Origin of the sequence: Pseudoalteromonas rhizosphaerae (assembly GCF_028885455.1) — a bacterium.
In the GTDB taxonomy this organism is placed as follows: domain Bacteria; phylum Pseudomonadota; class Gammaproteobacteria; order Enterobacterales; family Alteromonadaceae; genus Pseudoalteromonas; species Pseudoalteromonas rhizosphaerae.
In genome coordinates this window covers 208,633-224,096 of record NZ_CP118496.1, presented here as the reverse complement: position 1 = coordinate 224,096, position 15,464 = coordinate 208,633, and the positions used below count along the sequence as shown (strand labels likewise).

The following is a 15,464-nucleotide window of genomic DNA, read 5'->3' as shown; positions in this document are numbered from 1 at the left end:
TTAAACCATTGACACTTTATTGGAAACGCGATTAGTATACATTCTCATTTAGATTTATCAATTGTTTTCAATTAAAGGTGATCGTGCTCATGGTTCAGTTAAATGTGTTACTGGCGGATTCACAGCAGCAAGCTTCAACTAATGAAGCAAGTTCAATGCTTAATTCAATGTTTAATAAGGAAAATATAGATAATTTTAAAATAGGTCTTGAGCAGGTTATGCAATTGTTGGAGCAAACAATCGCAACACAACAAAAACCATTTAGCGGTATATTACCGCAGGAGCTAGCTAAAAAATTTATTGGTATTGACCTTAATCAACCGCTGTTTGATATACCGGACGCACTAGAAGAAGTTGCTCAGCTTTATCTTAAAGATGCTGTTTATTTTAATAATCCACGCTATCTCGCGCATTTAAATTGTCCGATTGTTTATCAAAGTATCCTTGCTGAATTGCTCGCTACTTCGATTAATACTGCTGTAGAGACCTGGGATCAAAGTGGTGGTGCCACTTTTATTGAACAAAGTATCGTAGATTGGACACTCTCAAAACTGGCGCTTGGTGAGCAGGCTGATGGCGTATTTACCAGTGGTGGTACGCAATCTAATTTGATGGCGATGTTGTTAGCTCGTGATTTTCAGTGCCATTTATATGCAGGGCATACTAATAAACAGCAAGGTTTACCACACGACTTTAGGCGACTAAAAATTTTCACCTCAAAAGTTAGCCATTTTAGTATTCAAAAAGCCGCCGCAATTTTAGGACTTGGTTACGATGCTGTTGTAAGCGTTCCGTGTGATGAATATTTTAGAATGGATATGACCGCTTTAAATCAGGCAATCGAACACTGTCAGCAACAAGGCGATATCGTTATGGCCATCGTTGCAACAGCTGGAACAACTGATTTTGGTAGTATCGATCCATTAACGCAGATAGCTGAAATAGCTAAGCGCTGTGGTGCGTGGCTTCATGTTGATGCTGCTTATGGCGGGGGCTTATTAATAACGCCCAATAATAAACACAAGTTAGCGGGTATTGAATGCGCAGATTCGGTCACTATTGATTACCATAAGTCATTTTTTCAGCCTGTTAGCTGCAGTGCTTTTTTTGTAAAAGATAAGCAACATCTATCAGTTGTTACTTATCATGCCGAATATTTAAACCCATTAAGTCAGCAACAAGCGGGAACGCCAGATCTATGCAATAAGAGCATTCAAACCACACGACGTTTTGATGCGTTAAAGTTGTGGTTTTCACTGCGTACGGTAGGAGCTCAAAACTTAGGTGTAGCATTTGAACAAGTGATGCATTTAGCACGACAAGGTTATTTGTTATTAGCCTCTGAAGCAGATATTGAAATTATTCATCAGCCGCAGTTAAGTACACTGGTATTTCGTTTTGTTGGCGATAGCGGTGCTACAGATAGTGAATTGGACGCCGTAAATAAATATATTCGTAAACAGTTATCTCGCCAAGGTGAGGCGTTGATCGCGGCAACTAAGGTAGCAGATAAACAATATTTAAAGTTCACCTTACTGAACTGTGCCACCACTATCAATGATATCCAGCAAGTTGTAAGGCTTATAAAGCAATATGGTTATCAATACTTAGCAAGTGATTTAGCGAACGAACATGCTCCTTTAAGTCTTGCACTGGAGGAAGTTAGCTATGGATAAGTCCATTTATGATGTTATTGGTATTGGTTTAGGGCCATTTAATTTAAGTCTGGCATGTTTAACTGCGCCACTTGAAGGAGTCAGCAGCCTCTTTTTAGATAAAAAAGCTGAGTTTAATTGGCATCCAGGCATGATGCTTCCTGAGGTAAGTTTACAAACCCCCTTTATGTCTGACTTGGTAACGCTTGCTGACCCTACTAGCCCTTATAGCTTTTTAAACTATATAAAGCAGCAAGGTCGACTGTATTCTTTTTATATTAGAGAAAACTTTTTCTTACTTCGCCAAGAATATAATCAGTATTGCCAGTGGGCAACAAAGCAGCTGCCTAATATACGTTTTAATTCAGAGGTTCAGCATGTTGAGTACAGCCAAGACGAAGATATTTATATAGTACAAACAGCAGAACAAGTGTATCTAGCTAAATATTTAGTGTTAGGCACCGGGCCGGTGCCACGTCATCCTCAATGTGCTCAAGCATTTAAGTTGCAAGAGGGGGTTATTCATTCCAGCAACTACTTAGCCAATAAAAGTCAATTACAGCAAAAACAGTCGATCAGCATTATTGGTAGCGGGCAAAGTGCCGCTGAGATTTTTTATGATTTATTACAAGAGATTGATCAGTATGATTATCAACTAAATTGGCTTACTCGTTCTTCACGGTTTTATCCGCTCGAATACACTAAATTAACGTTAGAAATGACCTCACCAGAATACGTTGATTATTTTTATCAATTACCAGAACAAAAACGCCAGCAGTTAAATCGTCGTCAGCATAATCTCTATAAAGGTATTAATAGCGAATTGATCAACAATATTTTTGATTTGCTTTATAGCAAACGGCTAACAGCTAAATTGCCAGTAAGCTTGCACACAAACTCGGCATTGATTGATATGACCTACCTGAGCCACCAGCAGGGTTTTGAACTTAGCTTAGAGCAAACTGAACAGCAGCAAGGTTATTCACTAAACACCCAAAGCGTTATTTTTGCAACGGGTTATCAGTCTTACCAACCGAGCTTTTTAGCAGGGATCAGTCATTGCATTGATAGTGACGACGCGGGGCTTTATCAAGTTGCTCGTAATTACTCAATAGACAAGCAGCATCAACGTATTTTTGTACAAAATACAGAGCAACACACCCATGGTTTTGTGACTCCTGATTTAGGCATGGCATGTTATCGCAACTCTTGTATTATTCGTGCGATCACCGGACATGAATATTATCCAATAGAACGTAAAATAGCTTTTCAGGAGTTTGCTGCGCCCAATTATGAGTTAAGCGACGAAGTAGAGCAGTTTCGCGCATGAGTAAGCAGTTTAAAGTTTTGTTGATCGCGGTAACGGTATTTGCAGTGCTCAGTGATTCAATGTTATTGCCGTTTTATCCTACTTTCTTTAGTGCGGTATTTAATATAAGTGACCCTGCCTATGTTGGCACTTACATTGCTGCCAGCTGCTTTGTTGTCATGGTATGTTTTCCTATTTGGGCCTTCATTAGTAAATACATTAATGTGCTACCTTTATTGGTTTATAGCCAAATTGCTGCGGGTGTATTTAGTGTCAGTAGCTTTTTTGCTAGCGACTTAAATTGGTTTTGGTTTTCCTCCATGGCTATGTTTGCTTTTAAAGCCAGCTATTTACTGGCTTATCCATACTTAATGAGCTTGGAAGCGAAAACAAATCACGTTACGACGATTGCAATGCTTAGTGTTGTGGTGCACTTTGGCACCATACTTGGCGCACTTGCTGGTGGCTTTGTGTTATCGGCTCTTCCTGGCAAAGCCGCATTTTTAATAATGGCTCTAAGCGATTTTACTCAGGTTTTTGTGTGCGCCTATCTCATAAGATTAGCGCCTAGTAAAAATCAGTCGCCTCCAGTAGCAAAAACATCAATCACTTCATCAAGTCGTTGGCCTGTATATCAACTTGGCATTGTTATGTTGTGCTTTTACTTTAGTGCTTTTTTGATCCGGCCTTTTTTTGCGGCATATTGGCAAAGTATTAGCGACACCTCCAGTATCGTCCTAGCGAGTGTTGTGTTTTCTATCCCTGCTTTTATGGCATTGCTTGCGCTGTGCTTTAATCATTGGCGGCAGCACACAAATCGCAACCCCATCAACTTATTAGTTGTCTTTATGTTGATCATTACAGGCGTTGCATTACAAGCCAGCCCTCTTTACTTAGTAGTGATCGCAGGACGCTGCCTGTTCGGTCTATCGCTATTCATTATTATTGTGCGTCTTGATCTGCTGCTTTACCAAGTGAGTACGCCAGACAAGTACGCTGAAGATTTTAGTAAAGTCAGTTTTTGCCAAAGCTTAGGTGTACTTTTAGCTTCTTACTGCGCGGGTTTGCTGGTTAAAAGCTCTGGTTTAGTAATACCTTTTTGGGTCGCCGCTGGTGGGCTCGCTATATCAGCTTGTTGTTTATGGCTACTGAGCAAGCAAAGTCGACGCCATACTCCTTGCGCCAATCTGGCATCGACCACGAGGGCTCAATAATGTCCATTACAACAGCTGTTTTTTGTCAGCAGTTTACTAATATCGCAGAGCTTAGCTTAAGGCCATTTAGCCTAGCACAAGATCTCGCGTTAATTCACCAGTGGGTTACTCAGCCTCATGCGCAGTTTTGGGGCATGCAGGAATTTACTATTGAGCAGTTACAGCAAGAATATCAAAGCCTGTTAGCACATAGTGATATTTATATCGGCTACGCAAACAATAGCGCGTGTTTTTTAGTTGAGTTATATGACCCTCTATTAGATGAAATAGGTAATCATTACCCCGTCAAAGCAGGTGATATTGGCATGCACATTCTGATTGCCCAAAGCAATAACAAGGTGCATGGCTTTACTTGGTCGGTGTTTCAACTGGTGATGAATTTCATTTTTGCTAATGACAAAAATCAGCGCGTTATTGTTGAACCCGATATTCGCAATAACAAAATTCATTGTTTGAATACTAAAGCCGGCTTTCGTTATCAATCTGCGGTTAGGTTAACTCATAAAACCGCACATCTCGCATTTTGCACGCGTGATAACTTTTATCACGCATTAAATAAGGATAATACTATGAAGCACATTCCGCTGAGCCCAGAGCAAGCCGTCAGTCATTTAACGCCACAGCTATGGCGGCATGTAAATAGGTTACATGTTCGCAAAGCTTTGAGTGAGTTTGCTCATGAGCGGCTGATAAAACCGCAATTGACCAATGAAGATGCAGATTGGCAATATTTTGAGCTCAGTACAGACAAAGAAACCATTGTTTATCGCTTTAAAGCCAAGCTGGGGTATTTGAATCACTGGCATATAGCAGCAGACTCAATTGAAAAACAAATAGATAACCAAGTAGCCGAGCTCGATTCAATCGCCTTTATTTGTGAGTTACAACATAGTTTAGGTATCAGCCAAGCTATGCTGCCTACTTATTTAGAAGAAATAGCCAGTACTTTATATGGCAGTGCTTATAAGCATCAGCTGCCAGCATTGACTGCTGAGCAGCTCACCACTGCGGATTTTCAACAGGTAGAGAGTGCGATGACGGAAGGTCATCCTTGCTTTATAGCAAACAATGGTCGAATAGGGTTTGATACCAATGATTATCGCCAATACGCACCAGAGACTGGCGCGCACTTACAGCTGGTTTGGCTAGGTGCGCATAAAGATAGAGTGGTGTTTTCGACCACCGATGATTTAGATTATCAAACACTCATAACGCAAGAGCTATCGACGCACACCATAGAGTCATTTAAGCAAAAGCTATTAGCGCGTGGAGTAAATAGTGACGATTACTTTTTTTTCCCCGTTCATCCTTGGCAGTGGTTTAATAAACTCGCGTCGTTATTCTCTAACGATATTGCTGATCAGCATTTGGTTTGCTTAGGATACAGTGAAGATGAATATCAGCCGCAGCAGTCTATTCGTACTTTTTTCAATAAAACACATCCGCATAAACGCTATGTAAAGACCGCACTGTCAATTTTGAATATGGGATTCATGCGTGGTTTATCGCCTTATTATATGAGTGCAACTCCCGCAATTAACGATTGGGTAGCACAAGTAGTATCACAGGATCCGTACTTAGCTGAATCCGGTTTTACAATTCTGCGTGAGGTTGCAGCAATTGGTTATTATAATCACGCTCTAGAAGCCGCAACCGATCAATACAGCCCATATCGAAAAATGCTTTCTGCACTTTGGCGTGAAAGCCCAATGCCAAAGATAAAGAGTAATCAGCGCTTAATGACCATGGCGTCGCTGCTGCATATAGATAATCAAGGACAAGCGTTATTACCTGCTTTGATAAAATCAGCCAAGATAGGTACTCATATATGGATTGCTAAATATCTAAAAGCATACTTAGATCCACTCCTTCATTGTTTCTACTCCCATGACTTAGTATTTATGCCTCATGGTGAAAACTTGATCCTGTTACTTGAGAACAACATTCCAGCCAAAGCAATAATGAAAGATATTGCCGAGGAGATAGCTATTCTTAATAAAGATTTAGTACTGGCGGATAATATTCAACGCTTAACTGTGGATGTGCCCGATGAATTAAAAGTGCTGTCAATTTTTACAGATGTGTTTGATTGTTTCTTTAGGTTCGTGGCTGATATCCTTGATCAGCAAAACGACTATTCAGAACGAGACTTTTGGCAACAAGTTGCAGAGTGTGTAATTAGCTATCAACAATCACACCCAGAACTAAAAGATAAGTTTATCAAGTACGATCTATTTAGTGCTGATTTCACCTTGTCGTGTTTAAACCGATTACAGTTAAGTAATAATCAGCAAATGATAGATTTGGCAGATCCGGCAAAAAATCTTAAATTTGAAGGAAAATTAATCAATCCGATAGCCGCATTTAATCCAATTAAAAAAGATAACAGTGCAACAGTTTAATAATTGCTATTTAGCTATGAGATGGATCAGGTCTGTATGCGCAGCTTGGTTGCTCTCATAGCTGAAAATTTAAGCGAAAATAACGCTGTAACGCCTTGTTTGTATGCCTTTTGAGCAAATAGTTAATTAATTTAATAAAACTGAAATAAAGCGTTGACGGCCTCAAGAATATCCCTATAATGCGCATCCACTGACCCGGCAGGCAGCAATGAAAAGCGCTGAACAAACGGTAAGTAAGTCGAGTAAAACTTAGCTTTGAAATCTTTTAAAAGAAACTAAAAATTAAGTGTTGACAAAAAAATAGGAAAGCGTAATATGCGCAGCCCTAGCGAGATAAAGTTTAACTTTAACCGCAGCGTTCTTTAACAATATAAAGCAATCATCTGTGTGGGCACTCGTACAGATTGAGTTCTAACAGCCGAGCTTAGTTCGCTAAGCAAGGCAAAAAATTTAGAGTCTCAATTGAAACTGAGTGACCAACAGAAGTAACTTATTTATAAGTTGCTTCGGCACAGTCAATTCAATATCGAAAGATATTAAATAAATTCAGAATTCATTGAGCTGTCGAAAGACAAAAAACTTTTAATTGAAGAGTTTGATCATGGCTCAGATTGAACGCTGGCGGCAGGCCTAACACATGCAAGTCGAGCGGTAACAGAGAGTAGCTTGCTACTTTGCTGACGAGCGGCGGACGGGTGAGTAATGCTTGGGAATATGCCTTTTGGTGGGGGACAACAGTTGGAAACGACTGCTAATACCGCATAATGTCTACGGACCAAAGTGGGGGACCTTCGGGCCTCACGCCAAAAGATTAGCCCAAGTGGGATTAGCTAGTTGGTAAGGTAATGGCTTACCAAGGCAACGATCCCTAGCTGGTTTGAGAGGATGATCAGCCACACTGGGACTGAGACACGGCCCAGACTCCTACGGGAGGCAGCAGTGGGGAATATTGCACAATGGGCGCAAGCCTGATGCAGCCATGCCGCGTGTGTGAAGAAGGCCTTCGGGTTGTAAAGCACTTTCAGTAAGGAGGAAAGGGTAGTCTTTAATAGAGGCTATCTGTGACGTTACTTACAGAAGAAGCACCGGCTAACTCCGTGCCAGCAGCCGCGGTAATACGGAGGGTGCGAGCGTTAATCGGAATTACTGGGCGTAAAGCGTACGCAGGCGGTTTGTTAAGCGAGATGTGAAAGCCCCGGGCTCAACCTGGGAACTGCATTTCGAACTGGCAAACTAGAGTGTGATAGAGGGTGGTAGAATTTCAGGTGTAGCGGTGAAATGCGTAGAGATCTGAAGGAATACCGATGGCGAAGGCAGCCACCTGGGTCAACACTGACGCTCATGTACGAAAGCGTGGGGAGCAAACAGGATTAGATACCCTGGTAGTCCACGCCGTAAACGATGTCTACTAGAAGCTCGGAGCCTCGGTTCTGTTTTTCAAAGCTAACGCATTAAGTAGACCGCCTGGGGAGTACGGCCGCAAGGTTAAAACTCAAATGAATTGACGGGGGCCCGCACAAGCGGTGGAGCATGTGGTTTAATTCGATGCAACGCGAAGAACCTTACCTACACTTGACATACAGAGAACTTACCAGAGATGGTTTGGTGCCTTCGGGAGCTCTGATACAGGTGCTGCATGGCTGTCGTCAGCTCGTGTTGTGAGATGTTGGGTTAAGTCCCGCAACGAGCGCAACCCCTATCCTTAGTTGCTAGCAGGTAATGCTGAGAACTCTAAGGAGACTGCCGGTGATAAACCGGAGGAAGGTGGGGACGACGTCAAGTCATCATGGCCCTTACGTGTAGGGCTACACACGTGCTACAATGGCGCATACAGAGTGCTGCGAACTCGCGAGAGTAAGCGAATCACTTAAAGTGCGTCGTAGTCCGGATTGGAGTCTGCAACTCGACTCCATGAAGTCGGAATCGCTAGTAATCGCGTATCAGAATGACGCGGTGAATACGTTCCCGGGCCTTGTACACACCGCCCGTCACACCATGGGAGTGGGTTGCTCCAGAAGTAGATAGTCTAACCCTCGGGAGGACGTTTACCACGGAGTGATTCATGACTGGGGTGAAGTCGTAACAAGGTAGCCCTAGGGGAACCTGGGGCTGGATCACCTCCTTATACGATTTAGAACTTATTTGTTCGTAGTGTCCACACAGATGATTGTTAGTTAGTTTTACCCTTTGGGTTAACTAATTAATATGCTCTTTAAAAATTTGGAAAAGCTGATAATAAAATTCGTATAAATACAGTGTATTTGTACAGAGTTTTCAAAAGTAAAAAAGAATGATAGCAGTATCATTCAGTGCCATTTAATGAACGTTTACGTTTGTTGATTGGTATCTACTTTAGTATTCAATATTAACTTCTGGCGAAGTTAAACTGTCATTAACGTATGACTAAACTTTACTGTTTAGTATTGCGACGTGGATTTGATGCTTAGGCAACGCCGCTGATATTTTTGTCGCTGGGCGCATAACGTGTTATGTAACCAAGCAAAAATTGATAGCAAGGCAGCATAAGTAACAAAGACCAAGCAAGACCCGTTTGGGTTGTATGGTTAAGTGACTAAGCGTACACGGTGGATGCCTTGGCAGTTGGAGGCGATGAAGGACGTATTAACTTGCGATAAGCCTAGTCAAGCTAGTAAAAAGCACTTGAGACTAGGATTTCCGAATGGGGAAACCCACCTGCTTGCAGGTATCGTTAACTGAATACATAGGTTAACGAAGCGAACGCGGAGAACTGAAACATCTAAGTACCCGTAGGAAAAGAAATCAACCGAGATTCCGAAAGTAGCGGCGAGCGAAATCGGAACAGCCCTTAAGCTTAATTGGTGTTAATGGAAGGCTCTGGAAAGTGCCACGATACAGGGTGATAGTCCCGTACATGAAAATCTCTTTTAAGTGAAATCGAGTAGGTCGGAGCACGTGAAACTTTGACTGAATATAGGTGGACCATCATCTAAGGCTAAATACTCCCAACTGACCGATAGTGAACCAGTACCGTGAGGGAAAGGCGAAAAGAACCCCTGTGAGGGGAGTGAAATAGAACCTGAAACCGTGTACGTACAAGCAGTAGGAGCCCACTTGTTGGGTGACTGCGTACCTTTTGTATAATGGGTCAGCGACTTATATTTTGTAGCGAGGTTAACCGAATAGGGTAGCCGTAGGGAAACCGAGTCTTAACTGGGCGATTAGTTGCAAGGTATAGACCCGAAACCCGGTGATCTAGCCATGGGCAGGTTGAAGGTTGAGTAACATCAACTGGAGGACCGAACCCACTAACGTTGAAAAGTTAGGGGATGACCTGTGGCTAGGAGTGAAAGGCTAATCAAACCGGGAGATAGCTGGTTCTCCCCGAAATCTATTTAGGTAGAGCCTCGGACGAATACTTACGGGGGTAGAGCACTGTTAAGGCTAGGGGGTCATCCCGACTTACCAACCCTTTGCAAACTCCGAATACCGTAAAGTAATATCCGGGAGACACACGGCGGGTGCTAACGTCCGTCGTGAAGAGGGAAACAACCCAGACCGCCAGCTAAGGTCCCAAAGTCATAGTTAAGTGGGAAACGATGTGGAAAGGCCCAGACAGCCAGGAGGTTGGCTTAGAAGCAGCCATCCTTTAAAGAAAGCGTAATAGCTCACTGGTCGAGTCGGTCTGCGCGGAAGATGTAACGGGGCTAAACTATGCACCGAAGCTGCGGATTCAGAATTTATTCTGAGTGGTAGGGGAGCGTTCTGTAAGCGGTTGAAGGTGTACCGGGAGGTATGCTGGACGTATCAGAAGTGCGAATGCTGACATGAGTAACGATAATGCGGGTGAAAAACCCGCACGCCGGAAGACCAAGGGTTCCTATCCCATGTTAATCAGGGTAGGGTAAGTCGACCCCTAAGGCGAGGCCGAAAGGCGTAGTCGATGGGAAACGGATTAATATTTCCGTACTTGGTATAATTGCGATGGGGGGACGGAGCAGGCTAAGCAAGCATGGCGTTGGTAGTCCATGTGAAAGTGAGTAGGCTAGTGACTTAGGTAAATCCGGGTTGCTGTTAGGCTGAGACACGAGACGAGCCACTAAGGTGATGAAGTTGCTGATGCCATACTTCCAGGAAAAGCCTCTAAGCTTCAGATTATACCGAATCGTACCCCAAACCGACACAGGTGGTCAGGTAGAGAATACTAAGGCGCTTGAGAGAACTCGGGTGAAGGAACTAGGCAAAATCGTACCGTAACTTCGGGAGAAGGTACGCTCCGATTGGTGATGGGATTTACTCCCTAAGCTGATTGGAGCCGCAGTGACCAGGTGGCTGGGACTGTTTATTAAAAACACAGCACTGTGCAAAATCGCAAGATGACGTATACGGTGTGACACCTGCCCGGTGCCGGAAGGTTAATTGATGGGGTTATCTTCGGAGAAGCTCTTGATCGAAGCCCCGGTAAACGGCGGCCGTAACTATAACGGTCCTAAGGTAGCGAAATTCCTTGTCGGGTAAGTTCCGACCTGCACGAATGGTGTAACCATGGCCACGCTGTCTCCACCCGAGACTCAGTGAAATTGAAATCGCAGTGAAGATGCTGTGTACCCGCGGCTAGACGGAAAGACCCCGTGAACCTTTACTACAGCTTGGCACTGAACATTGAACCTACATGTGTAGGATAGGTGGGAGACTTAGAAGCAGAGACGCTAGTTTTTGTGGAGTCGTCCTTGAAATACCACCCTTGTAGTTTTGATGTTCTAACGTTGGCCCCTGAATCGGGGTTACGGACAGTGCCTGGTGGGTAGTTTGACTGGGGCGGTCTCCTCCCAAAGAGTAACGGAGGAGCACGAAGGTTGGCTAAGTACGGTCGGACATCGTACGGTTAGTGTAATGGTAGAAGCCAGCTTAACTGCGAGACAGACACGTCGAGCAGGTACGAAAGTAGGTCATAGTGATCCGGTGGTTCTGAATGGAAGGGCCATCGCTCAACGGATAAAAGGTACTCCGGGGATAACAGGCTGATACCGCCCAAGAGTTCATATCGACGGCGGTGTTTGGCACCTCGATGTCGGCTCATCACATCCTGGGGCTGAAGTCGGTCCCAAGGGTATGGCTGTTCGCCATTTAAAGTGGTACGCGAGCTGGGTTTAGAACGTCGTGAGACAGTTCGGTCCCTATCTGCCGTGGGCGTTTGAGAATTGAGAGGGGTTGCTCCTAGTACGAGAGGACCGGAGTGAACGAACCGCTGGTGTTCGGGTTGTCATGCCAATGGCATTGCCCGGTAGCTACGTTCGGAACTGATAAGCGCTGAAAGCATCTAAGCGCGAAGCAGGCCTCGAGATGAGTTCTCACTAGAGCTATAAGCTCTCTGAAGGGCCGTTGAAGACTACAACGTTGATAGGCAAGATGTGGAAGCATAGTGATATGTTAAGCTAACTTGTACTAATTACCCGTGAGGCTTAACCATACAACGCCAAACGCGTTTTATGTGATAGTTGATAGCGCAAGAAGTTAATAGACTAAAGTAGATTTACTGAAAACTTTTATTATCAGAATTCCAAATTTTAGTTAATTGCTAACGCGATTAACACCGTATTTGCTTGGTAACAATAGCGTTTTGGACCCACCTGACCCCATGCCGAACTCAGTAGTGAAACGAAACAGCGCCGATGATAGTGTAGCATTTGCTATGTGAAAGTAGGACATTGCCAGGCTCCAAATTGAGAAAGCCGCTTCAGAAATGAAGCGGCTTTTTTACGTCTGTAGGAAAGCCAATGGCTTTGAGCTGTCAGCAGCGCAGTGTTATACCAATCGACTTAAATATTTAACCATTCTAGCGAGCTAAATAATACCAATCTGCCAAATTATGTGATCTAATTAGCACACTGATACTTATCTACTTTTACTAAATTGAACTTAGAAAAATCCAAGCAACTTTTAGCTTTATCACGTAAAGAGCCTAATGCGAGAAAGCGAATACGCCTGCTTGCTGTTTCATTATTCTTTGAGGGTGAAAACAGAACGAATATTGCTAAGCGGCTAAATACAGCGCGCGGCAGTGTCAATAAATGGGTTTCAAACTACCTTAATAATGGCGTTACTGGCTTGAACAACAAACCGATTAAAGGTCGTCCAGCTAAATTAACCTTACAACAACTAAACACACTGTCAGATTATGTAAAACAGTCAGCAAGTTCTTCAGAAGGCGGCAGACTAATGGGGGAAGATATTGCTCAGTATATTTATGACCAGTTCAACATAAGATATCACACCGATCATATTTACAAACTGCTCAAGAAGCGTGGGTTTAGCTGGATCACAAGCCGTTCTAAGCACCCAAAGCAGTCAAAAGAAAGCCAAGAGGCTTTTAAAAAAGTTCCAAGTGGAAACGATCCTTCACACCCCAGGACATCTCCCTTTAGATCGCATTGATGTGTGGTTTCAAGATGAAGCACGGTTTGGACAACAAAATCAAACAACACGCTTATGGGCTGAAACAGGCTCTAGGCCTCGCGCAACAAAACAACAGCAGTTTGAGTATGGATACTTATTTGGTGCAGTGTGCCCAAGTAATGGTAAAACAGAAGCGCTGATCAGCCCTATCGTCAATAAAGACGTCATGACGCAACACATGGAATTAATATCAAAAGCCACGGAGGCAGGACGTCATGCGGTCGTGATTGTCAACAACAACCGAAAAGTGATCCACTCCACCATTTGAATAATGATCCACTATTTATTAAGGTTTTCCATTAATCCGGCTTGTTTCTTTTCTTTGATCCTATAACTTTCCCCCTTAATTTGAACAATATGTGAGTGGTGTAAAATTCTATCTAACATCGCTGATGTTAACGCTGTGTCATTCGCAAAAATGCTCCCCCATTGTCCAAATGGGAGGTTACTGGTGAGTATGACCGCTCCTTTTTCATAACGCTTTGCAATGACATCAAACAATAATTTAGATTCCTGAGCACTAAACGGTAAATAGCCTATTTCATCAATTATTAGTAGCCTGGGTGCCAGAACTGAGCGCTGCATCACTTGTTTATACTTATCTTGACGTTGCGCTGTGGTTAATTGCAATATTAAATCAGACGCGCTAATAAAGCGGGTTTTTAAGCCTGCTTGCACTGCCTTGTAACCTAGCGCACTGGCAATATGTGTTTTGCCTACACCTGATGGCCCGAGCAGAACGACGTTTTCTTTTCGTTCAATAAACGAGAGTGTGGCAAGCTCGTTAACTTGTTTTTTGGGCACACCGGTGGCAAACGTAAAGTCAAACTCCTCAAGCGATTTTAATGACGCAAATCCAGCCATACGCGTAAACATAACCTGTTTACGTTGGTGCCGGTACGCCTGCTCACCTTGCAGTACGCGCTCTAAGAACTGTAAATAATCCCATTCCTCTTTTGCTGCTTGCTGCGCTAGCGCTGTTGCATTTGTTTCAACACCGGCGAGTTGCAGCTCCTCCGTTAGTTCATGTAAGCGTGCGAGTTGCAAGTTCATAGTGCCTCCGAGAATTGCGCGTAAATGTTTAAGTCATGATGTAACGGGTGAGTCTCGAAGGACATATCAAATACAGGTATAGCCACTTCTGCCGGCTGTGGTGGTGCAACAGGTTGGAGCGGGGGTAAAGGTTGTAGGTACGCTTGCTCTTCTTTTAATCTATCTGCGGGCTTTACTTTTATTGTGTCGTGAATGCGCTGGTTAGCCACTGTGTTCAACCAGTTAATGACTTCAACATTGGCTGTTTCAACGTCCAAAGTAAGTTCAAGGGCAAATAATTTAGTGGCTAATGGCTGATAAAAGTTATCGCGCACATAGCGCACCATTCGCTCTACTTTCCCTTTTGTTTGTGGGCGGTAGGGTTTACAGAGCTTTGGAATGAACCCCATTTCTTTACTAAATTGATAAAAGCATTGATTAAAGCGATGTTTGCCTTCACCGTAAGCATCACGCTCTATTACCACTGTTTTCATATTGTCATACCACACTTGCTGTGGAATGCCTTGGAAATACTCAAAGGCTTGGCGATGACACGCTTCGAGTGTTTCATAGCGCATGTTATCAGTGATTGCGACAAACAATGCACGGCTGAAGCCTAAAACAGCGACAAAGGCGTGCAGTGGTGATTTCCCACCTCGCATTTGGCCCCAATCAACTTGCATTTGTTTGCCCGCTTCTGTTTCAAAGCGAATAATGGGTTGGGGTTCAACGCTACCTCGATATTGATACAAGTACTGGCGTAGTAACGATATTTCTCCGGTATAGCCTTGCTCTTTAATTTCTCTGAGTAAAACAACGGCTGATAAATGTATTGGAGCGGCTTTAGCTAATCGAGAATGTAAATACGGTTTAAATGCCTCTAATTTTGAAATACCCGTTTTACGAGTAGCATAATGCGGCTCGTCAAAGTCACCTTGAAGGTATTTTTTAACGGTGTTGCGCGATATGGCCAATTGTTTAGCGATGGCTCGTTGAGACATGCCTTGCATGGCTAAGACTTTTATTTTCATGAACTCTTCTTTTGAAATCATGGTGCTTATCCAAAAGCACCAGTGTTAAGTTAACTGGATCAGATTTCAATTGTTGAAGTGGATCATTTTTGCATTGCTGGTAACAGTGATCGTTGATGGCGCTGGTTGGCATACTATTGATACTGTAAAACCATTCAATAATGTCACGCTAATAAAACTTCCGCCTTACTCCCCGGAGTTAAATCCAATAGAGCAAGTATGGAGTTGGATACGGCAACACTGTTTATCTAATCGTGTGTTTAGTGGTTATAAAGAAATAGTCGAACAGGTTTCGCAAGCGTGGAATAAATTCATTTCTGTTCCTGATACGGTTAAAAGCATATGCTCTAGAGACTGGATAAAATTGACTTAATCTTTATGCAGAT

General features: G+C 43.3%; 6 protein-coding genes, 3 rRNA genes and 3 pseudogenes. 10 read left to right on the top strand and 2 right to left on the bottom strand.

The features are described 5' to 3' along the window. The first annotated feature begins 89 nt into the window (after nucleotides 1-89). From PVK79_RS01070 to PVK79_RS23500, 9 genes and pseudogenes are all read left to right on the top strand, one after another. A complete protein-coding gene (locus PVK79_RS01070; RefSeq protein ID WP_257325151.1) occupies nucleotides 90-1,676 on the top strand; it encodes a pyridoxal phosphate-dependent decarboxylase family protein in 1,587 nt (528 codons plus the stop codon). Then, the gene (locus PVK79_RS01065) at nucleotides 1,669-2,985 is read left to right on the top strand and encodes a lysine N(6)-hydroxylase/L-ornithine N(5)-oxygenase family protein (protein ID WP_257325150.1); all 1,317 of its coding nucleotides are present in this window, start codon (nucleotides 1,669-1,671) and stop codon (nucleotides 2,983-2,985) included. Before PVK79_RS01070 ends, PVK79_RS01065 begins: the two co-directional genes overlap by 8 nt. After that, nucleotides 2,982-4,178: an MFS transporter gene (locus tag PVK79_RS01060; RefSeq protein WP_257325149.1), complete on the top strand. Its 1,197-nt coding sequence runs from the start codon at nucleotides 2,982-2,984 to the stop codon at nucleotides 4,176-4,178. Before PVK79_RS01065 ends, PVK79_RS01060 begins: the two co-directional genes overlap by 4 nt. Next, the gene (locus PVK79_RS01055; protein ID WP_257325148.1) at nucleotides 4,178-6,580 is read left to right on the top strand and encodes a GNAT family N-acetyltransferase; all 2,403 of its coding nucleotides are present in this window, start codon (nucleotides 4,178-4,180) and stop codon (nucleotides 6,578-6,580) included. The genes PVK79_RS01060 and PVK79_RS01055 overlap by 1 nt, the downstream gene beginning before the upstream one ends. Before the next feature lie 583 nt (nucleotides 6,581-7,163). Beyond that, nucleotides 7,164-8,705, top strand: a 16S ribosomal RNA gene (locus tag PVK79_RS01050). 437 nt (nucleotides 8,706-9,142) lie between these two features. Continuing rightward, nucleotides 9,143-12,029: ribosomal RNA gene (locus PVK79_RS01045) — 23S ribosomal RNA — on the top strand. Between the two features lie 132 nt (nucleotides 12,030-12,161). Beyond that, nucleotides 12,162-12,276 (top strand): 5S ribosomal RNA (gene rrf, locus PVK79_RS01040). Together the 16S, 23S and 5S rRNA genes form the textbook arrangement of a ribosomal RNA operon. A gap of 196 nt (nucleotides 12,277-12,472) precedes the next feature. Continuing rightward, nucleotides 12,473-12,637 (top strand): annotated as a pseudogene (locus PVK79_RS23505) (hypothetical protein); the annotation flags it as partial. A 30-nt stretch (nucleotides 12,638-12,667) separates the two neighbouring features. After that, a pseudogene (locus tag PVK79_RS23500) lies at nucleotides 12,668-13,250 on the top strand (IS630 family transposase); the annotation flags it as partial. Between the two features lie 44 nt (nucleotides 13,251-13,294). Here the strand turns inward: PVK79_RS23500 and istB are convergent. Further along, complete coding sequence (gene istB / locus PVK79_RS01025) at nucleotides 13,295-14,068, bottom strand: IS21-like element helper ATPase IstB (protein ID WP_182762799.1); 774 nt, start codon at nucleotides 14,066-14,068, stop codon at nucleotides 13,295-13,297. Next, nucleotides 14,065-15,099, bottom strand: a complete 1,035-nt coding sequence (gene istA, locus PVK79_RS01020; protein WP_257324812.1) for an IS21 family transposase — start codon at nucleotides 15,097-15,099, stop codon at nucleotides 14,065-14,067. Before istA ends, istB begins: the two co-directional genes overlap by 4 nt. 85 nt (nucleotides 15,100-15,184) lie before the next feature. Here istA and PVK79_RS01015 point away from each other — a divergent pair. Beyond that, nucleotides 15,185-15,451: pseudogene (locus PVK79_RS01015) on the top strand (transposase); the annotation flags it as partial. Between the last annotated feature and the right edge of the window lie 13 nt (nucleotides 15,452-15,464).